This is a genomic window from Anoxybacillus ayderensis (assembly GCF_013761015.1).
In the GTDB taxonomy this organism is placed as follows: domain Bacteria; phylum Bacillota; class Bacilli; order Bacillales; family Anoxybacillaceae; genus Anoxybacillus; species Anoxybacillus ayderensis.
The window spans coordinates 16,756-37,204 of record NZ_JACDUV010000002.1 but is presented as its reverse complement, the minus strand read 5'-3'; the positions used below and the strand labels follow the sequence as shown (position 1 = coordinate 37,204).

At 40.3% G+C, this 20,449-nt stretch carries 24 protein-coding genes; 7 read left to right on the top strand and 17 right to left on the bottom strand.

Annotation, left to right across the window (positions count from 1 at the left end; all coding sequences use genetic code 11):
* Positions 1–110: 110 nt before the first annotated feature.
* From HNR63_RS02505 to HNR63_RS02495, 3 genes are all read right to left on the bottom strand, one after another.
* Complete coding sequence (locus tag HNR63_RS02505; protein ID WP_085789423.1) at positions 111–1,775, bottom strand: glycoside hydrolase family 13 protein; 1,665 nt, start codon at positions 1,773–1,775, stop codon at positions 111–113.
* Positions 1,776–1,971: 196 nt separating this feature from the next.
* Positions 1,972–3,579, bottom strand: a complete 1,608-nt coding sequence (locus HNR63_RS02500) for an MDR family MFS transporter (protein WP_035064704.1) — start codon at positions 3,577–3,579, stop codon at positions 1,972–1,974.
* Positions 3,580–3,584: 5 nt separating this feature from the next.
* On the bottom strand, positions 3,585–4,028 hold the full coding sequence (locus HNR63_RS02495; protein WP_181519684.1) for a MarR family winged helix-turn-helix transcriptional regulator: 444 nt from the start codon (positions 4,026–4,028) through the stop codon (positions 3,585–3,587).
* Positions 4,029–4,164: 136 nt separating this feature from the next.
* Between HNR63_RS02495 and HNR63_RS02490 the strand changes: the two genes are divergently transcribed.
* Complete coding sequence (locus tag HNR63_RS02490) at positions 4,165–5,583, top strand: SpoVR family protein (RefSeq protein ID WP_042534613.1); 1,419 nt, start codon at positions 4,165–4,167, stop codon at positions 5,581–5,583.
* Positions 5,584–5,677: 94 nt separating this feature from the next.
* Here HNR63_RS02490 and HNR63_RS02485 read toward each other — a convergent pair whose 3' ends face one another.
* Positions 5,678–6,211: a hypothetical protein gene (locus tag HNR63_RS02485; protein ID WP_181519683.1), complete on the bottom strand. Its 534-nt coding sequence runs from the start codon at positions 6,209–6,211 to the stop codon at positions 5,678–5,680.
* Positions 6,212–6,456: 245 nt separating this feature from the next.
* Here HNR63_RS02485 and hflK point away from each other — a divergent pair, with 245 nt between their 5' ends.
* Both hflK and hflC read left to right on the top strand, forming a co-directional pair.
* Positions 6,457–7,422, top strand: coding sequence for an FtsH protease activity modulator HflK (gene hflK, locus HNR63_RS02480; protein WP_042534621.1), 966 nt, complete (start codon positions 6,457–6,459; stop codon positions 7,420–7,422).
* Positions 7,419–8,351 (top strand): protease modulator HflC, encoded by a 933-nt coding sequence (gene hflC, locus HNR63_RS02475; RefSeq protein WP_181519682.1) that lies wholly within the window; start codon positions 7,419–7,421, stop codon positions 8,349–8,351. Before hflK ends, hflC begins: the two co-directional genes overlap by 4 nt.
* Before the next feature lie 4 nt (positions 8,352–8,355).
* On the opposite strand, the gene HNR63_RS02470 is transcribed toward hflC, so the two are convergent.
* Entirely contained in the window at positions 8,356–8,808 is a 453-nt protein-coding gene (locus tag HNR63_RS02470; RefSeq protein ID WP_085789421.1) for a methylated-DNA--[protein]-cysteine S-methyltransferase, read from the bottom strand.
* A 100-nt stretch (positions 8,809–8,908) separates the two neighbouring features.
* Between HNR63_RS02470 and HNR63_RS02465 the strand changes: the two genes are divergently transcribed.
* Positions 8,909–9,160, top strand: coding sequence for a YhdB family protein (locus HNR63_RS02465; protein ID WP_004892205.1), 252 nt, complete (start codon positions 8,909–8,911; stop codon positions 9,158–9,160).
* Between the two features lie 26 nt (positions 9,161–9,186).
* On the opposite strand, the gene HNR63_RS02460 is transcribed toward HNR63_RS02465, so the two are convergent.
* The 3 genes from HNR63_RS02460 to HNR63_RS02450 form a co-directional block, all read right to left on the bottom strand.
* On the bottom strand, positions 9,187–9,894 hold the full coding sequence (locus HNR63_RS02460; RefSeq protein WP_181519681.1) for an SDR family oxidoreductase: 708 nt from the start codon (positions 9,892–9,894) through the stop codon (positions 9,187–9,189).
* Between the two features lie 72 nt (positions 9,895–9,966).
* Positions 9,967–11,706, bottom strand: coding sequence for a phosphohexomutase domain-containing protein (locus HNR63_RS02455; protein ID WP_181519680.1), 1,740 nt, complete (start codon positions 11,704–11,706; stop codon positions 9,967–9,969).
* A gap of 107 nt (positions 11,707–11,813) precedes the next feature.
* Positions 11,814–12,215, bottom strand: coding sequence for a CBS domain-containing protein (locus tag HNR63_RS02450; RefSeq protein WP_220127389.1), 402 nt, complete (start codon positions 12,213–12,215; stop codon positions 11,814–11,816).
* Between the two features lie 157 nt (positions 12,216–12,372).
* On the opposite strand from HNR63_RS02450, the gene HNR63_RS02445 reads away from it, so the two are divergent.
* Entirely contained in the window at positions 12,373–12,801 is a 429-nt protein-coding gene (locus HNR63_RS02445) for a disulfide oxidoreductase (protein WP_181519679.1), read from the top strand.
* Positions 12,798–13,262 carry a thioredoxin family protein gene (locus tag HNR63_RS02440; protein WP_181519678.1) on the top strand — a complete coding sequence of 155 codons (465 nt, stop codon included), beginning with the start codon at positions 12,798–12,800 and terminating at the stop codon, positions 13,260–13,262. The genes HNR63_RS02445 and HNR63_RS02440 overlap by 4 nt, the downstream gene beginning before the upstream one ends.
* A gap of 23 nt (positions 13,263–13,285) precedes the next feature.
* Here HNR63_RS02440 and HNR63_RS02435 read toward each other — a convergent pair whose 3' ends face one another.
* A complete protein-coding gene (locus HNR63_RS02435) occupies positions 13,286–13,675 on the bottom strand; it encodes a DUF5365 family protein (RefSeq protein ID WP_181519677.1) in 390 nt (129 codons plus the stop codon).
* A gap of 105 nt (positions 13,676–13,780) precedes the next feature.
* Here HNR63_RS02435 and HNR63_RS02430 point away from each other — a divergent pair, with 105 nt between their 5' ends.
* Positions 13,781–14,692 (top strand): RluA family pseudouridine synthase, encoded by a 912-nt coding sequence (locus tag HNR63_RS02430; RefSeq protein WP_085789416.1) that lies wholly within the window; start codon positions 13,781–13,783, stop codon positions 14,690–14,692.
* Here HNR63_RS02430 and HNR63_RS02425 read toward each other — a convergent pair.
* The 8 genes from HNR63_RS02425 to HNR63_RS02390 all read right to left on the bottom strand — a co-directional run bounded on the left by HNR63_RS02425 (position 14,687) and on the right by HNR63_RS02390 (position 20,443).
* Complete coding sequence (locus HNR63_RS02425) at positions 14,687–16,024, bottom strand: hemolysin family protein (RefSeq protein WP_181519897.1); 1,338 nt, start codon at positions 16,022–16,024, stop codon at positions 14,687–14,689. The two genes, HNR63_RS02430 and HNR63_RS02425, sit on opposite strands and share 6 nt — an antisense overlap.
* A 46-nt stretch (positions 16,025–16,070) precedes the next feature.
* On the bottom strand, positions 16,071–16,757 hold the full coding sequence (locus HNR63_RS02420) for a zinc metallopeptidase (protein ID WP_181519676.1): 687 nt from the start codon (positions 16,755–16,757) through the stop codon (positions 16,071–16,073).
* A gap of 152 nt (positions 16,758–16,909) precedes the next feature.
* Positions 16,910–18,043 carry an MBL fold metallo-hydrolase gene (locus tag HNR63_RS02415; protein WP_181519675.1) on the bottom strand — a complete coding sequence of 378 codons (1,134 nt, stop codon included), beginning with the start codon at positions 18,041–18,043 and terminating at the stop codon, positions 16,910–16,912.
* Between the two features lie 52 nt (positions 18,044–18,095).
* Entirely contained in the window at positions 18,096–18,329 is a 234-nt protein-coding gene (locus HNR63_RS02410) for a glutaredoxin family protein (RefSeq protein WP_009362052.1), read from the bottom strand.
* An 82-nt stretch (positions 18,330–18,411) separates the two neighbouring features.
* A complete protein-coding gene (locus tag HNR63_RS02405; protein WP_085789413.1) occupies positions 18,412–19,188 on the bottom strand; it encodes a sulfite exporter TauE/SafE family protein in 777 nt (258 codons plus the stop codon).
* 48 nt (positions 19,189–19,236) lie between these two features.
* Positions 19,237–19,464 (bottom strand): sulfurtransferase TusA family protein, encoded by a 228-nt coding sequence (locus tag HNR63_RS02400; protein WP_009362054.1) that lies wholly within the window; start codon positions 19,462–19,464, stop codon positions 19,237–19,239.
* An 11-nt stretch (positions 19,465–19,475) separates the two neighbouring features.
* Entirely contained in the window at positions 19,476–19,871 is a 396-nt protein-coding gene (locus HNR63_RS02395) for a DsrE/DsrF/DrsH-like family protein (RefSeq protein WP_085789412.1), read from the bottom strand.
* Positions 19,868–20,443: a sulfurtransferase TusA family protein gene (locus HNR63_RS02390; protein ID WP_021095473.1), complete on the bottom strand. Its 576-nt coding sequence runs from the start codon at positions 20,441–20,443 to the stop codon at positions 19,868–19,870. The genes HNR63_RS02395 and HNR63_RS02390 overlap by 4 nt, the downstream gene beginning before the upstream one ends.
* Between the last annotated feature and the right edge of the window lie 6 nt (positions 20,444–20,449).

Sequence of the window (20,449 nt, the reverse complement as noted above, 5' to 3'; positions counted from 1 at the left end):
AAAAAGATGTGCTTGTCATGAATGTACAAAAAAGAGATGTGAAAAGTATGAAATGATTGCAAAAAAAATGTGAAATCCCCTCTTCCATATCGGAAAAGGGGATTTCATCATCATTTCACCAAATATACGCGCGCTTCGTATGGACGCAATGTAAAACGCGTCGCATGTTTATGTTGTTTGACATCGTAGTTTGTTAACACAAGTTGCTCGCTATTTAATTTTAACGAGTCGTAGCGATACATCGTTTTTCGGTCTGTTAAGTTCACGATGACGACCGCTTTTTCATCGCCTAACGTGCGCGTATACGCATAAATTGCTTTATGGTTTTCTAATATTAAATCATATGTTCCGTAAACGAATACATCATGTTGTTTACGAAGTTGAATCATGCGCTTGTAAAAGTTTAAAACAGAGTTCGGGTCGTTTAGCTGCTTTTGAACGTTAATTTGTTTATAGTTTTCATTCACCCCAATCCAAGGCGTCCCTGTCGTAAAGCCGGCATTTTTCTCGTCGGACCATTGCATCGGTGTGCGCGAATTGTCGCGGCCATTTTTCCAAATCCAGCGCATCACTTCTTCATGAGAACGACCTTTGGCGCGTTCAATGCGATAGTAATTTTTAATAGCGACATCGTCATATTCATCAATCGTTTCGAACTGTACGTTCGTCATGCCAATTTCTTGCCCTTGATAAATAAACGGTGTCCCTTGCATAAGAAAATATAATGCACCTAACGCTTTTGCGCTTTCAACAAGATATTGCTCATCATTTCCCCACGTTGACACCGAACGCGGTTGGTCGTGGTTTTCAAGAAATAGCGCATTCCATCCAACGCCCTCTAACCCTTTTTGCCATTTCGTTAATACGCGTTTTAATTTCCGAACATCGACACCGCCGTCTGTTCCTTTTTGCCAAAGTCCAAGATGCTCAAACTGAAAAATCATATTAAAAATGCCGTTTTCTTCACCGACCCAATCTTCCGCTTCCTCTACAGTGACTCCGTTTGCTTCTCCAACCGTCATAATGTCATAACGCGCAAACGTTTGCGCTTTAAGTTCACGAAGATACTCCATAATTCCTTCTTGATTCATATGTCCATCAAACGAAGGAACGTAATCAAGACCTTTTGGATTCGGTAAATCAGGGAGACCTTCTTTTTTCTTAATGTGTGAAATCGCATCAACACGGAAGCCATCAATTCCTTTGTCAAGCCACCAGTTGATCATATCGTATAACGCGCGACGAACATCTTCATTTTCCCAGTTTAAATCGGGCTGCTTCGTCGCAAAAACGTGCAAATAATATTGGTCCGTCGTCTCGTCATATTCCCAAGCTGAACCACCGAAAATGCTTTCCCAGTTGTTTGGCTCTTTTCCATTTTTTCCATCGCGCCAAATGTACCAATCGCGTTTTGGATTATCTCGTGATGAGCGCGATTCAATAAACCACGGATGCTCATCGCTCGTATGGTTAATGACGAGATCTAAAATGACTTTCATATCGCGCTTATGAATTTCTTCAAGCAATTGATCGAAATCTTCCATCGTGCCAAACTGCTCCATAATGTCTTGATAGTCACTAATGTCATAGCCGTTGTCAGCGTTTGGCGATTTATAAATTGGACAAATCCATATGACATCGATTCCAAGGTCTTTTAAATAATCAAGCTTTTGAATAATCCCTTGCAAATCACCGACGCCGTCTCCGTTTGAATCCATAAAGCTTCTCGGATATATTTGATATGCAACCGCTTCTTTCCACCAAGCTTTTTTCACGTAAAATCCTCCTCAATCCAATCAAAATAAATCGCTTTCAATGATCTTCACTCTTTCATGTTAATATACAAACGGCTTCGTTTAAAGAGGAAGTTGCACTTTTTCATAAAAAATTTCGTTTTTGTTGTGCAAACGGTTTAAATACGAACAAAAATAGACAACGATGCATCATCGTTGCCTACTGTATACTTATAATTTATTCCATTTCATTCATTTTATTCGTTCGATTTGAAATCGTAATGCGACCGATAAACATCGCAAAAATAAAGCCAATGCCAACAAAAATCAATCCGTACAAAAACACATCGCTTAACGCATCAACGAGCGTTTGTTTTAATACAGGCACAAACATTTGTTGCATTTGTTCAGGAATTTTTTTCAACGTCTCTGGATTTAAAATAACCGAATATACGCTTTGCGGATTCGATTCAACGAGTTGTTTAAATGAATCCATCATCGCATGCGCTTGTTCCGGCAATTGTTGTAATAACGGAAGAAACTTCGCTTCCAATAAATCTTTCGAACGATGGTTCATAATTGCCCCTAACAATGTTGCCCCAAACGTCCCACCGATTTGACGGAAAAACTGGCTCGATGATGTCACGATGCCAAGCTGCGATTTTGGAAATACTTCTTGCAACGCGAGCGTAATGACTGGATTGACAAATCCTAGCCCAAAACCGAGCGTCGCCATAAATGACATCGCCGTCCATTTATTTGTATGGACATCCATCGTTGACAATAAGAAAAAGCCAAGCGCTACAAGCACCATTCCACCAATGACTTGCGGACGGACGCCAATTTTTTGCACAAGCCGTCCACCGATCATGCTTGCGATAATAAGGGCAAACATCATCGGAAACATCATCGTTCCCGATTCTGACGGACTCATCCCGATAATGCCTTGCATAAAGAGCGGCACGAACATAATCGCTCCAAACATGCCAACAGACATAAAAAAGCCGACACTATTGAGCACAACAAACGTCTTATTTTTTAATAAATGAATCGGCATAATTGGCTCTTCAGCTTTACGCTCAACAAACACAAATAAGCTGAAGAAAACGACCGAGCTAGCTAGTAAAGAAATGATTTGCCATGATAGCCAATCGTATTTGTCGCCGCCGAACGTTAACGCTAACAACAACGAAACAACGGCCACAACCATTGTAAACATGCCGGCCAAATCAAGTTTTACGCGCTCAGCCATACGATGATTATGCAAACCAAGAGAAATGAGAACAATAGCTAATATGCCGACGGGAAGGTTAATATAAAACACCCAACGCCAATTTAACGAATCAACAATCCATCCCCCAACTTGTGGACCAAGAATAGACGCTAATCCGAATACGCCGCCAAACACACCTTGCCATTTTGCACGCTCTGCCCCTGTAAATAAATCACCAATGACAATCATCGCCATCGGCATCATAATGCCACCGCCAATTCCTTGAATGGCGCGGAAAATAATAAGCTGCGTCATCGTATCTGCCATGCCACATAGCGCTGAACCAATAATAAAAATCGCTAATCCTGTCACATAAATCGACTTTCTTCCAAACAAATCAGCAAGCTTCCCGGCAATTGGAACAATCGTTGTTGATGTGAGCATGTACGCTGTTGTTAACCATGCCATCATACTTAGTCCACCAAGTTCCCCAACGATGCGCGGCAACGCTGTGCCAACAATCGTTCCATCGAGCGCCCCAAACAACATCGCAACAAGTAGTCCTGTAATTAAAATGCCCCGCTTTTGTTGTATATCGGCCATGCTCGCTTGTATCGCGGCCTGTTCTTTCATGTGTATCACTTCTCCTCTTTTTCATTTGTCGCAACAATTTTTTCGATCGTACAGACAAATTGTTTAAGCTCATCGGGTTGCAATTGTTTTAAATAACGTTCAATAATTTTTCTTCGCTCCGCCCGCGCATGTTCAAGCATTTCTCTCCCCTTTTTAGACAACTGTACATACACAACGCGACGATCTTCCTCATCCCGTTCGCGCAAGACAAACCCGCTTTTATATAAGCGATCGATCATCGTTGTAATCGCGCTCGGTTTGACAAACATTTCATCGGCCAATTCGCTCACGGTGCATTTTTCACGCTTTGACAGCAAATTTAAAATAAAAAACTGCGGTTTCGTTAAGCCAATCTCTTCTTTCGCTAAATCGGCTGCCAGTTTGCGAACGGCTAACGAAAACGCATGCTCTAATCGCTCAACAAGCGTAGGAAACGGCGTTTGCTCCATACCCACCCCACCTTTTTTAACTATATAAATATTTAACATAGTTAAATATATACGAAAGAAAATATAAAGTCAATGAATCATTCCTGACGTATCAAATGACGCGCTCGTTCATACATTGTCATAAGGAGGGAGCGCGATGAAACGAGATGAACAAAAAGCATTAGAAAAAGCGATTGCGGAAATTACGGAAATTGCTGAAGGGTTTGGACTCGATTTTTATGAAATGCGTTATGAAATTTGTCCAGCTGATATTATTTACACATTTGGAGCATACGGTATGCCGACACGGTTTTCCCATTGGAGCTTCGGAAAACAATTTCATAAAATGAAGCTCCATTACGATCTCGGATTAAGTAAAATTTACGAACTTGTCATTAACTCCGATCCGTGCTACGCTTTTTTATTAAATACAAATACGCTTATTCAAAATAAATTAATTGTCGCACACGTACTTGCCCATAGCGACTTTTTTAAAAATAACGTTCGCTTTAGCAACACAAAACGAGATATGGTCGAAAGCATGGCAGCAACAGCCGAACGAATAAAGCATTACGAGCACGAATACGGGAAGCAAGAAGTCGAAAAGTTTTTAGACGCTGTATTAGCCATTCAAGAACATATTGATCCTTCCCTTCTGCGCCCGAAACTTTCATGGACGATTGCTGATACGGAAGTATACGAAGACGATCATGAAACGCCAAAACCTTCTCCGTATGACGACTTATGGTCTCTTGGTGAAAAGAAAAAAACAACGCCCGCTCGAAAAAAACGAAGAAAATTTCCTCCCCATCCTGAGAAAGATTTATTGCTGTTTATTGAAGAATATAGCCGTGAACTCGACGAGTGGCAGCGCGACATTTTAACGATGATGCGAGAAGAAATGCTTTATTTTTGGCCGCAGCTCGAAACGAAAATTATGAACGAAGGATGGGCGACGTACTGGCATCAACGTATTTTACGCGAAATGGATTTAACGAGCGATGAAGCGATTGAATTTGCGAAATTAAATGCAGGCGTTGTGCAACCTTCACGTACAGGCATTAATCCATACTATTTAGGACTGAAAATTTTTGAAGATATTGAAAAACGGTGGGACAATCCGACGGAAGAAATGAAAAAGCTTGGCGTCAAACCGGGTTCGGGACGCGCAAAAATATTTGAAGTACGCGAATTAGAATCCGACATTTCTTTTTTGCGCAACTATTTAACGAAAGAACTCGTCATGCGCGAAGATATGTATTTATTCCAAAAACAAGGAAAAGACTACAAAATTGTTGATAAACATTGGGAGCATATACGCGATCAACTTGTGAACATGCGCGTAAACGGCGGCTTCCCATACATTACAGTGAACGATGGCGACTATATGCGCAATGGGGAACTATATTTAAAACATTGGTACGAAGGTATTGAACTAGACGTAAAATATTTAGAAAAAGTGCTTCCTTACATTTATCAACTTTGGGGCCGTGCGGTTCATATCGAAACAGTGATCGAAAACAAACCGACGCTATTCACATACGACGGGCGAAACGTACAACGAAAATATATATGAGCTACTGAGTGCGCAACTAACAAAAAGTTTACATTTTATGTAAACTTTTTGTTTTTCTCTGCTCAGTAATTACATAAAACTTGTGTCACATCACTTATTTAATTAAAATTTTACCTGTGTTCTTAAACCGTTCTATAATAACAAATAGTCGAGAATAGCAGTCTTGGATAGTTTTCTCATTCCTAATATTATTGTAAAGTCCTATACCAAAGTACGTATCTTTATAAAATCCTACTACATAGTCTCCTGATTTTATGATGTGAGCGTCTTCATAACTTAATTGGTCATCAAGAAACGCCAAATAGACCTTTTCAGAATCAATAAAAACAAACGGAATAGGGGATTCCCAATAAATTTTAGCATACTGTGGCTCAGCTGCCTCTTTTAAGTGCTTTTTAGTAATAAATACACTATCCACGTTTGCGAATTTTTTTTGCAAAACGTCTTCCATCGACATTTGAATGAAAGAAACATTTTTTTCCCTAATCTTGGGAATATCCCCAACAATTCCGATTTTCAGTTCACGCCCTGAATAAACCGGAGAATGAAAATTTGCTCCCTCATCTGTTTTGTGGATCAAGTACGCAACAAAGAATATTAGTATCATCATTATGAATAGTTTTCTCATAAATTTCCTCCTAATGAATGATAATTAAAACAACTACATTATATCAAATTTATATTACAACCTATATAAGGCTAACCTAAATTTTTAGGTTGGCCTTATTTTAATGGCAATTATCAAATCAAAGTATCTGTCTCAAATATTTTTTTAACTGTCTGAATTCAATGAACACATCAGTAGCTTTTTTGTTGAAACTTTTTTCTGTTTTTTCCGTACATACATATAAATAACAAGAAAGGTGGGTTTATATGAAAAATCGTTCCTTTACCGGCATCATCATCGGTACCATTTTGGGCATTTTTCTTCTCGTCATTGCCTTAACATCATGGTACACCGTTGATGAGTCGGAACAAGCCATTATTTTAACATTTGGGAAAATTGATGAGGAAGTGACAACACCAGGACTACATTTTAAGCTCCCTTGGCCGATTCAAACGGTCGAAACGTTATCGCGAGAAACGTTTAGTTTACAATTTGGATACAAAGAAGAAAACGGAAAAGTCGTCGCCTCAAACCAAGGGGATACAAAAATGATTACGGGCGATGAAAATATTGTGCTCGCCGATATGGTCGTCCAATGGAAAATTACCGATCCTGCGAAATTTCTTTATCGTTCATACGAACCGGAACAAATTTTATACAATGCGACATCTGCCTCCTTGCGCAGCGTCATCGGTAGTTCAAAAATCGACGATGCCTTAACGTCAGGGAAGGCAAAAATCGAAGCCGATGTGCGCGAATCGCTCACCGCATTAATGAAAAAATACGATATCGGCATTTCTATTTTAGCTGTGAAGTTACAAGATGTTGATTTGCCAAATGATGAAGTGCGCAAAGCATTTACAAACGTCACAGATGCACGCGAAACGATGAACACGAAAATTAACGAAGCAAATAAATACCGAAATAAACGAACGAAAGAAGCCGAAGGGGAAAAAGACGCATTAATTTCCCAAGCGGAAGCTGATAAAGTGGCACGCATTGAAAAAGCATATGGAGATGTCGCAAAATTTAACGCCTTATATGAAGAATACAAAAATGCAAAAGATATTACAAAACAACGGCTAATGATCGAAACGCTCGAACAAGTGTTGCCATACACGCGCATTTACATTATGAATGACGATGGGAATACGCTAAAATATTTGCCAATTCAACCGATCGAAAAACAAACGACAGAGAAAAAGACAGAGAAAGGAAGTGGTAACGAATGACAAACTTCCAAGACGATCAAAACATCATTCACTTTAAAGATAAACTTCCAACGAAATGGTTTCGTTTTATCATCGGTGGCGTCATTGGACTTGTTTTACTTGTTATCGCCTTAACAAACGTATATATCGTTCATGAAAACGAGTATAAAGTTATCCGCCAATTTGGTGAAATTGTTCGCATCGATCAAACGCCGGGATTACGTTTTAAAATTCCGTTTATTCAAACCGTCACAACACTGCCGAAAGCACAAATTTTTTACGACGTAGCCGAAGCAGAAATTAATACAAAAGATAAAAAGCGAATTCTCGTCAACCATTACGCCATTTGGGAAATTACAAATCCGAAAGAAATGATTCAAAATGCTCGCACATTAGAAAATGCAGAATCAAAAATGGATGAATTTATTTTCTCCATTGTCCGCACCGAGCTTGGACGGTTAAATTACGATGAAATTATTAACGATGAAAAGTCATCGCGCGGCAGTTTAAACGATGAAGTAACAGCGAAAGTAAACGAGCTGTTACAACAAGACCGTTACGGCATTCGCGTCGTTGATGTGCGCATGAAGCGCATTGACTTACCGAAAGAAAACGAACAGTCTGTTTACAAACGAATGATTTCAGAGCGCGAATCAAAAGCACAAGAATATTTGTCGATGGGAGATGCCCAAAAGCAGCGCATTATCGCACAAACAGACCGCGAAGTGAAAGAAATGCTCGCCAAAGCACAAGCGGATGCGGAACGCATTCGTGCCGCAGGTGAACAAGAAGCTGCGCGCATTTATAACGAAACATTCGCAAAAGATCCTGATTTTTATTCGTTTTACCGTACGCTCGAGTCATATAAAACGACCATCGGCGAAGATACGGTCGTCATTTTACCAGCCAATTCACCATACGCCAAATGGCTGCTCGGTCAAACGCGCTGATCATTCAGCGCGTTTCATGCTCAAGCAACCATTTTTTTCTTTCTATCCCCCACGCATACCCGCCAATTCCACCGTCTGTACGTACGACGCGATGACAAGGGATAACGATCGTGAATGGGTTGCTGCCGACAGCATTTCCAACTGCTCGCACCGCCTTCGGACGTCCAATTTGTTTTGCAATATGAGCATACGAAACCGTCTGTCCGTAAGGAATCGTTTGCAACGCTTCCCATACGCGAATTTGAAACGGTGTACCTATGAACTTTAGCGGAATCGAAAACGATGTCCGTTTCTTTTGAAAGTATTGTTCAATCTCCTCTATCCATGGCATAAAGCTAGTTGGAATATTTCTCTCTCCACATTGTTCCACAACATCTATGCGCTCTATGCTTTCATCTGTTCCAATGATTTGTAACCAACCAATTGGCGATTCATAATATGCGATGTGCTTCTCCATGACCAACTCTCCTCTGCCAAATCGCACAACATTTACAGCGAAAAAAACGACCATTTTTTCATAAACTACATATAGCTCCTCACGATAAGGAGGGTTTGCGTTGCATACAGCTGATTACGATAAAGCGCTTTATTATACGTACCGATCGGAATGGGATCATTTACTCATTCTTATGGTGCGCACAAAAGACGATTTACTTTCAAAAAAAATTGAACAGTTTCTTCATGCATATAATTTCGAAAAAGATTACACTGTCGTCCAAAAGCGGCTAAATGCATTGTTACGTTACATCGATCACGCGTTAGACGTGTATGAACAAGAGCCAACACTGACGATGCAATATGATTATTAAAGCGGAAGGAACTCCTTTCGCTTTTTTTATACGACCGGATACGTTTGAATGAGTGGATGCAGCACAATTTCATCCACTAACATATGCTTTGGTGCACTCGCCATATAAACGACAGCTTCTGCAACGTCTTCTGCTTTTAACCATGCCGCTTTTTCAGGCAATCCTTGCGTAGAGTTAGCGAAATATGTATCAACCATCCCCGGATTAATTGTACCGACACGAATACCGTATGAACGCACTTCTTGAGCTACACTTCCAGAAAATCCTTGAACAGCATATTTTGTTGCTGTATATGCAGAACCGTTTGCAATCGTGTATCGGCCAACATCAGATGAAATGGTAATAATCGTACCGGAACGTTGCTTTTTCATTTGTGGAAGGACGGCTTTTGTCCCAATAAACACTCCCTGTACATTCACTTCAAATAGTCGTTTCCACTCCTCAACTGTCGTTTCTTCAACGGACTTGAATACCCCAATACCTGCGTTGTTTACGAGTAAATCAATACGACCAAACGTATCAATTGTTGTTTCAACCACTTCATTCATTTGTTGTTCATTTGATACATCCGCTTGAAACGTTTTTACATCTTTTAATTGTTCACCGACACGATGAATGTCTGAAGAACTTCCGATTAACACAAGCTTCATTCCTTGTTGCGACAATTTATGTGCAATCGCTAAACCGATGCCACGGGATGCCCCCGTCACAATCGCTACTTGTCCTTGTAACATGCTGAATTCATCCTTTCTACATAGTCGCCTTTATATTACTTGTTCTGTATTCAAAAAACAACTGATAAGGCATTACGCCTTATCAGTTGTTAACATATATACTCGCTCCATGACGGCTGTTTCTAATTGCTCTAGTTGTTGTTTTGCTTCCGTTAACGTTCGTCCTTTCACCCCAAAATAAAATTTCATTTTCGGCTCTGTGCCGGATGGGCGTGCACAAAACCAAGATCCATCTTCAAGTACATATTTTAATACGTTCGACTTTGGCAAATGAATCGTTTCTTTTTTTCCTGTATCCACATACACTCGTTCGCTCGCTTTATAGTCTTCGCGAATAACGACACGCTCATTTGCGACAACTGTTGGCGGCTCATGACGGAACGTCGCTAATAACGCCTCAATTCGCTCCGCTCCTTCTTTTCCTTTGAGCGTAAGTGAACGCAATCCTTCTTGATAATATCCGTATTGCTCAAATAGTTGCATAAGCGCTTCGTATAAAGATAATCCTCGTTTTTTATAAAACGCGCACACTTCAACAGCTAAAACGGCTGCTTGAATCGCATCTTTATCACGCGCAAAATCACCGATTAAATAGCCGTAACTTTCTTCGTAGCCGAACTGGAATACGTACTCCCCTGTTTGTTCATATTGTTTAATTTTTTCACCGATAAACTTAAATCCTGTTAACGTATCCATCGTTTTTATATCGAACGACTCGGCAATGGCGCGACCAAATTCAGACGTCACGATCGTCTTAAATACAATTCCGTTTGGCGGCAATATCCCTTTTTCTTTCTTTTGTGAAAGAATGTAATGAAGCAATAATCCACCTGTTTGATTGCCCGTTAAAACGACGTATTCCCCTTGTTCATTTTTTACCGCAATCCCTAAACGGTCGGCATCAGGATCTGTTGCAATTAACACGTCCGCATCCACTTGTTTTCCAAGCTGAATCGCTAATTCAAACGCGGCATGTTCTTCTGGGTTCGGCGATTTGACCGTTGAAAAGTTCGGATCAGGCTGCTCTTGTTCTTTTACTACAAACACGTTTTTATAACCAAATTCTTTCAATCCGCGTTGAACGAGCTTATTTGCTGTGCCATGAAGAGGAGTAAATACAACGTTTACATCGACTTCATGAGCAAGTTGCGGGGAAAGAGAAATCGTCTTTAATTTTTGTATGTATGCCTCATCAATTTCCGCTCCGATGATTTGAATGAGCCCTTTTTCTTTTAATACGTCTTCTTGCTCAATCTCAAGCTCCCATTCATTTTCAATCGCATCGACGTGCTCAATGACGACATCGGCAATATGTGGTGGCAACTGCGCCCCATCTTCCCCATATACTTTATACCCGTTATACTCCGGTGGATTGTGGCTTGCGGTAATGACAATACCAGAAAAAGCGTGCAAATGACGTACAGCAAATGAAAGTTCTGGCGTCGGGCGAAGCTCATCGAACACGTACGTTTGAATGCCATGAGTCGCAAGCGTTTTTGCGGCTTCCATCGCAAACTGTTGCGATTTATGACGCGAATCGTATGCGATGACCACCCCACGTTTTTTTGCTTCCTCACCAAACGACGCAATGTATCGAGCGAGTCCTGCCGATGCTTTTCGCACCGTATATATGTTCATTCGGTTCGTCCCCGGTCCAATTTCCCCGCGCATGCCCCCTGTGCCGAACTCTAACGTCTTATAAAAGCAGTCTTCTAACAGTTTTTCATCTTGCTCTAGTTGTTGCAAATGAGCACGTAGCTCTTCATCTAACTGCGCTTCTTTCCAACGTTCATATATCATTTTCCAAGTCACGTTTATCCCTCCATATCGTTGCTCATTGTAACTTATTCTCGCTTTTTTATGCAAATTCCTTTTTCATGAGTAAAAAGGAGCTCCTCATAAAGAAGCCCCTTTCTTGCTTAATGATATGAAGTTTCAGAAATCTCGGATAACGCTTGTTCTGCCGCTTCATCGTATGCTTGGTTTGTGGCGATATCACCTAAAGCAACAATGCCACAAAGCGCATTATTTTGTACGATTGGCAAGCGGCGAATTTGATTTTTTGCCATTACTTTCGCTGCTTCATCAACGCTCATGTTTGGCGTCCCTGTGACGACATCACTCGTCATCACTTGTGAAACAGGTGTTGAAGGGGTTAACCCTTGCGCCGTCGTACGAAGGGTAATGTCACGGTCAGTAATGATCCCTTTTACTTTTCCATTTTCAACAACAGGAATGGCGCCAACATTATGTTTATTCATTAATTGTGCTGCCTCTTGAACAGATTGATCTGGTGTGACCGTTGCCACTTGGCGCGTCATAATCGATTCAACTGTATGATTCAATATGATCCTCCCCTTTCGCTTTTTATTGTGCACGTTCTCTTGTTCATTATGTAAGTAAAATATCGTCGCAATTTACATCATTTCTTTTCGTGTACTATAATGAACAAAGAGTAAAAAATAAGAAGGTGGAATCATGGCGCAGAGAGAAAATCATTTGTTAGCCGCTTGGATCGTTGCATTCATCGCTACACTCGGTAGCCTTTATTTTTCCGAGGTACTAAAATTCATCCCATGTGAACTTTGTTGGTATCAACGCATTTTTATGTATCCGCAAGTATTTTTGCTTGGCATGGCTTTTGTGCGCAAAGAGCTTGCGATCGCTCGTTATACGCTTATGCTATCTGTTATCGGTGGCACGATTTCTTCTTATCATTATCTCATTCAAAAAGTGACATTTTTCCGAAATGCTGCTCCATCATGCGGTATTGTACCGTGTACAGGCGATTATTTAAACTGGCTCGGGTTTATTACGATTCCCTTTTTAGCACTTATTGCTTTTATTTTCATTAGCATCATCAGCTATCGTCTTATAAAAATGGAGAAAGAAGGGAATATTCGATGAAAAAATTACTTATTTTCGGCGGTATCATTATCGTTTTATTTGGCGCACTCGCTTGGATTACATCATATACGCAAAAACAAAAAGCGGAAGGAAATCCGTTCGGGAAAGAAGAACTACACCCAGCTACGATCGACCTTCTTGACGATCCGAATTATCAAAACATTATTTTGCCTGACGAATTAAGAGAAGCATTAAACAATAAAGAAACGATGACCGTTTACTTTTACAGCTCAACGTGTGAATTTTGTAAAAAAACAACGCCAATCGTTGTGCCGTTAGCGAAAGAAATGGGTATCGACTTAAAGCAATTTAACCTCCTTGAATTTGAAGAAGGATGGGATGAATACGACATTGAAGCGACACCAACAATTGTCCGCTTTAAAAATGGAAAAGAAGTCGCACGTATTGAAGGATATTATGAAGAAGACGTATTTCGAAAATGGTTTGAACAAACAAAATAAAAGCCTTCGTTGTGAAGGCTTTTTTACATCACCCAAGAATGAGCAGGTTTCATATATATGCTTACGTAATGATCTTTTTCATGTAAAAAATGTTCAGGTGTAAGCGGGAAGCTTATTCCGTGTCGCGCTAATTGCTCCACATTGCGTTGGAACAAATGATTGTAGTAAGAAACGCCATGGAGCGAAGCAAATTCGATAATCGCTTGCAACGATTGTAATGCAGAAATAATCTCAAACGCCTCTTTTAACGTTCCATCGTATGTGGAAGATTGAAACTGTAATATGCCAAGCGATTGAAATGTCTCAATTTCATGATCTGTGAAATATTTTGGAAAAATACATGTATAAAATTGCTCAATGAGCGATTGAATATATTGCTTTTGCTCTTCCGTAGCAACATAGACGGTTTTCAATTGACCTCACCTTTTTCCATTTCATTTCCTAATCTATAACGAAATTGTAACATATCAACGCACTTTATGGTGTTGGTAATTTATTGTATAGAAAGAGTGAGACGAATGAATGTACAGAAAAAAGGAAATTGGCTGATGTTTGAAGCGCCATTATCATGGGTCGGCCTATCGCTTGAACAAGCATTTCAAACAAAATGGTTCGTTCCTAAAAAAATGTTACATGAATGGCGAATGACAAAAGGAGTAATAGTAAATAAGAAAATCGTTCCTTTACATACAATCATTTCACCAAACGATCATATCGGGGTACATATAAAAGACGAAACGATTGAACCGATTCCAACATACTTCCCGCTTCATATTGTATTTGAAGACGATCATGTGCTTGTCGTTAACAAACCCGCACATATGGACGTCCATCCGACGCAGCCAAACCAAACAAATACGTTAGCAAATGCAGTCGCCTTTCACTTTCAATGTGAAGGAATTTATAGCAAAGTTCGGCATATTCATCGCCTTGATCGCGATACGAGCGGCGTCATTTTATTTGCTAAACATGCGCTTGCTGGCGCTGTACTCGATAAATATTTAGCGGAACGAACAATTCATCGCACATACGTTGCGCTTGTTCATGGATATGTGAAACAAAAAAAAGGAACGATTGACGCTCCAATCGGTCGCGATCGTCATCATCCAACGAGACGTCGCGTATCGAAAACAGGAGATACGGCGATCACGCACTATGAACGTCTCCAATATGACAAACAAAAAAATGTGTCGCTCGTTCGCTTGACGCTTGATACAGGAAAAACGCATCAAATTCGCGTCCATATGAGCTATATCGGACATCCATTAGTTGGGGATACGTTATATGGGGGAAAACCGTGGATCGATCGACAAGCGTTACACGCAATCTCACTTTCTTTTCCACATCCGTTTACAAACGAGCCGATCACCTGTTCTGCCCTACCTGATGAAATGATTTTCGGCAATATAAAAAGAGGCGCGTTCCTATAACGCAGCCTCTTCGTTCATGTCCGTCACTACATCTACTGCTTTAGGGCGACGTGTCACTTCAATTTTTTTCACATGATGACCGTCTAATTGAATGACTGTAAACGTATAATCACCACACTCAATTTGCTCTCCTGGACGAATGTTGTAACGTTCTGTTAACATCCATCCCCCGATTGTATCAACGTCTGTATCATCGATTTCTAAGCCGAATAAATCATTAACTTCACTAATAAGCACTTTTCCATCCACAATTGTTCGATTTTCATCAATCGTTTGAACAAGCGGAGTTTCATCCGTATCAAACTCATCTCGAATTTCCCCGACAATTTCTTCTAAAATATCTTCAACCGTTACTAAACCGGATGTCCCGCCGTACTCATCAACTAAAATCGCCATATGAATGCGCTCTTTTTGCATTTTCACAAGTAAATCTTGGATAGGAATCGTTTCAATGACTTGAATAATCGGGCGTATATATTCACGTAGTTCCCTTCGCTCTTGACAGTTTACAACAAGATCCGTAAACAACTCTTTTACATTTATTAATCCGAGAATATGATCTTTATCGCCATCAATAACAGGGTAACGTGTATATTTTTCTTCACGGATTGTTTGCAATACATGTTCCATCGAATCATTGACATCTAACGCAACAATTTCTTTGCGCGGAACCATAATTTCTTTTGCGACACGATCGTCAAAACGGAAAATGTTATTCACATACTTATATTCCGTATGATTAATTTCTCCGTTTTTATAACTGGCCGATAACAGAAGACGCAACTCTTCCTCAGAATGAGCCAATTCTTGTTCATTAGATAGCTGAAAACCAAATAAACGAACGACTAAACGCGCAGACCCATTTAACAACCAAATAAACGGATACATGACGCGATAAAATAACATAAGTGGGCGCGCTGTCCATAACGTAATCGTTTCGGCCTTTTGAATCGCAATCGTCTTCGGTGCTAATTCACCAACAACGACATGAATAAACGTAATCGCCGCAAATGCGACAAGAAAAGAAGCGCCGTGGGCAAATGATGGCGATACATGAAATTCGTCAAAAAGCGGACGAAGCGCTCGTTCTACCGTCGGTTCTCCGAGCCAACCAAGACCGAGCGAAGTCATGGTGATCCCAAGTTGATTTGCAGATAAATACTCATCTAAATGAGTGATGACATGCTTTGCTGCCACCGCTTTTTTGTTACCTTCTTCAATCAGTTGATCAATGCGCGATGGGCGCACTTTTACAATGGCAAATTCCGAAGCGACAAAAAAACCGGTAAGCGCAATAAGAAAAACAATCATCCATAAACTAAATATGTCCAACGAACGTCCGCACGCATACATGCGTGCGGATGCCACCTCCTATTTATTAATCTTCATTACTTCCTTGCACAAAAATAAGTACATACTTAATTAATTCTAACACCGAAATAAGCGCTGCAGCAACATACGTTAATGCCGCGGCATTTAATACTTTATTTACCCCACGTTCTTCTTCATTGCGAATAATGCCTTCTGCGATCATAAAATCTTTTGCACGTGAACTTGCGTTAAATTCAACCGGCAATGTAATGACTTGAAACGCTACAGCAAACGAGAATAAAATAATCCCTAAACCAATTAACGAAAACTGTTGCAATAAAAACCCGCCAAGAAGAAGGAATGGAGCCATTCCAGATGTCAAATTCACAATTGGGAACATACGATGGCGCAAAACGAGCGCACCATATGCTTGTTGATGTTGCACCGCATGACCCACTTCATGGGCAGCTACCGATACAGCCGCAATCGAGCGGCCATAGTAAACCGGCTCTGATAAACGAACGGCCCGAGCAATTGGATCGTAATGGTCTGTCAACGTACCTGGGACAAGCTCTACCGGCACATCGTATAGTCCGTTGCGATCTAAAATGAGACGCGCCACTTCCGCTCCCGTTAACCCAGAGGAAGCAGGTACATCTGACCACTTGCTAAAGTTTCCTTTCACTTTAAATTGCGCCCAAATTGATACCCCGAAGGCGATTAAAATGAGGAAATCCATTGGGTGAAAAAACATGATATCATCCCTCCGTTATTTTATATTTTAATGGAAAATAGCCGAGAATGAAAGAGAATACCTCTACATACGTTATATACGACTATTGTGTCCAAAAAGTTTCACAAAATCGAAAAAAACCTCGCAAATAGCGAGGCAAAATAAAATTGTTTTTAGTGTGTATGATGAACAGCGCAACGGTTCGGACCGATTTCAAGTTCTTGTTGTTGCTCTGGCGTTGCATCTTTCACACCACGATTGATGGCAATAATGTCTTCAAAGTTCGGTGGTGTTTCAGAAGAAGCGGATTGCGCCACATGTTCAACGAACTCCTCTTCCGTTTTCCCTTGCATGATTTCGTTCATTTGGCGAATGTTTCCTAACGTATTTCCGATATATCCTTGTTCATTCACTTCTTGATCAAAGTTTGCATAGTGAGCAGGAAGGACAATAACATCATCAGCAATTTGTGCTACTTTGTTATACACTGTGTCGTATAAATCTTTTGCCCACTCGCGCGCTTTTCCGCCAAGATCTGGTCGGCCAAGACCGCTTACGAAAATCGTATCGCCAGAGAACAACAATTTATTGTTTACGAAAAATGATACACTACCTGGGGTATGACCTGGCGTTTTAATTGCTAATACTTCTAAGCTTACTTTTTCAAATTCGATGCGATCATGATTTTCTAACGGCTCAAATTCAAATACCGCACCTTCACTCTTCATTAAATAATATTTTGCTCCTGTTTGTTTTGCTAATTCATATCCGCCAGAAATGTGATCGGCATGTAAATGAGAGTCAACGATATGTGTAATCGTTACGTTTTCTTTTTGCGCCACTTCTTTATATACATCAATAAATCGAGATGGATCAACGATAAGCGCTTCTTTGCCCGATACGACCATGTAAGAAAGGCACCCTTTACCGACACGAATAAATTGATATACTTTCATATTTTCATCTTCGTACACAATAACTGGATATAAATATTCACTCCATGCTTTCATGCCGCCTTTTAAATAAAATACTTCTAAACCTTTTTCAGCAAGCATGTCAGCGACCATCATGGAAGATCCTTCTTTTGCGCAAACGACGACAATTTTTTTATCTTTCGGTAAGCGTTCTAACACAGGCTCAACGCCATCAATTAATTCAAAATAAGGAACGTTTAAATATTCAATGTGCTCCCCTTCAATTTTCCAATCTGCAAAATCTGATTCATTGCGAACATCGAATAAGAAAAACGGTTCTTTATTAACAATCATCTCATTGATTTGTTGTGCTGTTAACGCATGTACTGTCATTTCATATCCACCTCTCCTTATACCTTATAGGGTATTTATATAGGTAAAAAAATTATTGTTGTAACAATTGCATAATTCGTTGTGGATCAAATCCAACGACCCAACGTCCATTAATTTCTGTTTGTGGCACGCCCATTTGTCCAGTCGAGCGAACAACGTAATCAACAGCTTCAGGATGTTGATGCAAGTTCACTTCTCTAAAAGGAATGCCTCGTTCAGCTAAAAAGTTTTTTAGCAATGTACAATACGGACATGTCGTTGTTGTATATACTGTTACTTGTTTCATATTACCATTCCTCCTTTATGTTCCGATATTTTATATACCCCTATGAGTATTATAACATAAAGGATGAATTTTTCAACATCTTTTACAAAATGTCCAACCAAATTTTAATAGCTGTTGCCACGATGAGTGCAGCTAAAATAAACTGCAATAGTTTTGTATTGACCTTTTTACCAACGTTTGCTCCAATCGGAGAAGCAATTAAACTTGCAACAACCATAATAAACGCAGTCCAAAAATCAAATTGACCAGTCGTCAGTTTTCCTACGGTTGCCCCAATTGATGAAATAAACGTAATAGCTAATGATGTAGCAATCGTCATACGCGTTGGAATTTTTAGTACGACGAGCATAATTGGTACAAGAATAAATGCACCAGCGGCTCCAACAATTCCAGCGCTCACTCCGACAATAAATGCTAATGCGGCAGCGAGCCACTTATTAAATGTCACTTGATCGAGTGGAATGTTATCAATTTCTTTTTTCGGAACGAACATCAAAATGGCCGCAATTGTTGCCAACACTGCATAAACGATATTAATGCCGCCTTCACTCATTAATTTCGAACCATAACCACCGATGAAACTACCGAGCAAAATGCTCGTTCCCATGTAAATAATTAACGTTTTATTTAAATATCCACCTTTCCGGTACGCCCAAACACCCCCAATAGTAGCAAACAATACTTGAATGGCGCTAATTCCGGATACTTCATGGGCGCTAAATGCAGCGTAGCCAAGCAACGGTGGAATGTAGAGCAACATCGGATACTTAATGATCGATCCGCCAATTCCAACCATTCCCGAAATAAACGAACCGATAAATCCAATGAGAAAAATCGTCACAATAAAACCGATGTCCATGCTAGTTCACTCCTTATATGAAGCATCGGGACATACGCCCGATGCTTCTCACGCTTTACGAATCCAAAATTTTAATACGTCGCCTTCTTCGGCCATGTCAATCATTTCATGACCCGCTGATTTTGCCCATGCGGACAAATCGTTTTTAGCTCCTTTATCCGTCACATGAATTTCTAATACTTGACCTGATTGTAATGTATCCATTCCTTTTTTTGTACGAACGATTGGCATTGGACACGCCAACCCTTTTGCATCAACGACAAGATCTGCTTTCATGCTTTTCCTCCTTAGAACGTTAACGTAATGTCAGCATCTTTCGCAAAATCGAGGAATGTGACAGCTCCACCAACATCGATGCCACCTACAAAATGTTCTTTTGTTAATCCCATGACATCCATTGTCATTTGACAAGCAATAAATTTCACACCCATTTCTTGAGCCATGCTTACAAGCTCAGGGATCGATGGAACGTTCGCTTGAGCAAATCCTTGTTGAATTTGTTCTTTTCCTTCTGGAAGTGGCAATTGCTTATACGCTTCTTTATGAATTAAATTTAATCCTTCGAATGTAAAGAAAATTGCTACTTCTGCTTCTGTTGCTGCCGCTGCTGTCGCAATGTTAAATACTTTGTATGCATCGAATAATCCACCATTTGCTGCAATAATTGCTACACGTTTGTTCATTGTTCATTTCCTCCTTTAATCATTGTTCCTTTCCATTCTGTCATACCCGGAATGACGTTAAATACATGTGTGAATCCTTTTTCGGCTAATTGTTGCGCAGCGAGATCGCTACGATTGCCTGTTCGGCAAATGACGTAAATCGTCTCATCTTTATTTAATTCATTCATTCGTTCGGACAGCTGTCCGAGCGGAATATGATACGCTCCTGGAATATGTCCAAACACATATTCCGCTTCTTCGCGTACGTCTAAAATAAATACTTGTTCATTGTTTTCTACTTTCTTTTGCAATTCGTCTAACGCGACAACGTGAGGATATTTCGTTTCCTCTTTGCTTTCTGTCGGATTCGCTTTGCGAAGGTAATGTTTGAGTACATCCCCTTCTTCAATCGTGCCGATATATTGATGCCCTGTGTTTTTTGCCCAGCCTTGAATATCGGCAAGCGATCCTTTGTCCGTTGCTTGCACTTCCAGCACTTGGCCAGGTTGTAGCTGTTCCATTGCCTTTTTCGTGCGAACGATCGGCATTGGACAAGATAGCCCACGCGCATCAACGACAAGATCTACATTCATTCGATT

What these genes read in the sequence shown, in the direction of transcription:
- HNR63_RS02500 (WP_035064704.1), bottom strand. Translation starts at nt 3,579, where the DNA reads ATGAAAGAACAGGCCGCGATACAAGCGAGCATGGCCGATATACAACAA.
- HNR63_RS02495 (WP_181519684.1), bottom strand. Translation starts at nt 4,028, where the DNA reads ATGGAGCAAACGCCGTTTCCTACGCTTGTTGAGCGATTAGAGCATGCG.
- HNR63_RS02490 (WP_042534613.1), top strand. Translation starts at nt 4,165, where the DNA reads ATGAAACGAGATGAACAAAAAGCATTAGAAAAAGCGATTGCGGAAATT.
- HNR63_RS02485 (WP_181519683.1), bottom strand. Translation starts at nt 6,211, where the DNA reads ATGAGAAAACTATTCATAATGATGATACTAATATTCTTTGTTGCGTAC.
- hflK (WP_042534621.1), top strand. Translation starts at nt 6,457, where the DNA reads ATGAAAAATCGTTCCTTTACCGGCATCATCATCGGTACCATTTTGGGC.
- hflC (WP_181519682.1), top strand. Translation starts at nt 7,419, where the DNA reads ATGACAAACTTCCAAGACGATCAAAACATCATTCACTTTAAAGATAAA.
- HNR63_RS02470 (WP_085789421.1), bottom strand. Translation starts at nt 8,808, where the DNA reads ATGGAGAAGCACATCGCATATTATGAATCGCCAATTGGTTGGTTACAA.
- HNR63_RS02460 (WP_181519681.1), bottom strand. Translation starts at nt 9,894, where the DNA reads ATGTTACAAGGACAAGTAGCGATTGTGACGGGGGCATCCCGTGGCATC.
- HNR63_RS02450 (WP_220127389.1), bottom strand. Translation starts at nt 12,215, where the DNA reads ATGACGCGCCAAGTGGCAACGGTCACACCAGATCAATCTGTTCAAGAG.
- HNR63_RS02445 (WP_181519679.1), top strand. Translation starts at nt 12,373, where the DNA reads ATGGCGCAGAGAGAAAATCATTTGTTAGCCGCTTGGATCGTTGCATTC.
- HNR63_RS02440 (WP_181519678.1), top strand. Translation starts at nt 12,798, where the DNA reads ATGAAAAAATTACTTATTTTCGGCGGTATCATTATCGTTTTATTTGGC.
- HNR63_RS02430 (WP_085789416.1), top strand. Translation starts at nt 13,781, where the DNA reads ATGAATGTACAGAAAAAAGGAAATTGGCTGATGTTTGAAGCGCCATTA.
- HNR63_RS02420 (WP_181519676.1), bottom strand. Translation starts at nt 16,757, where the DNA reads ATGTTTTTTCACCCAATGGATTTCCTCATTTTAATCGCCTTCGGGGTA.
- HNR63_RS02415 (WP_181519675.1), bottom strand. Translation starts at nt 18,043, where the DNA reads ATGACAGTACATGCGTTAACAGCACAACAAATCAATGAGATGATTGTT.
- HNR63_RS02410 (WP_009362052.1), bottom strand. Translation starts at nt 18,329, where the DNA reads ATGAAACAAGTAACAGTATATACAACAACGACATGTCCGTATTGTACA.
- HNR63_RS02405 (WP_085789413.1), bottom strand. Translation starts at nt 19,188, where the DNA reads ATGGACATCGGTTTTATTGTGACGATTTTTCTCATTGGATTTATCGGT.
- HNR63_RS02400 (WP_009362054.1), bottom strand. Translation starts at nt 19,464, where the DNA reads ATGAAAGCAGATCTTGTCGTTGATGCAAAAGGGTTGGCGTGTCCAATG.
- HNR63_RS02395 (WP_085789412.1), bottom strand. Translation starts at nt 19,871, where the DNA reads ATGAACAAACGTGTAGCAATTATTGCAGCAAATGGTGGATTATTCGAT.
- HNR63_RS02390 (WP_021095473.1), bottom strand. Translation starts at nt 20,443, where the DNA reads ATGAATGTAGATCTTGTCGTTGATGCGCGTGGGCTATCTTGTCCAATG.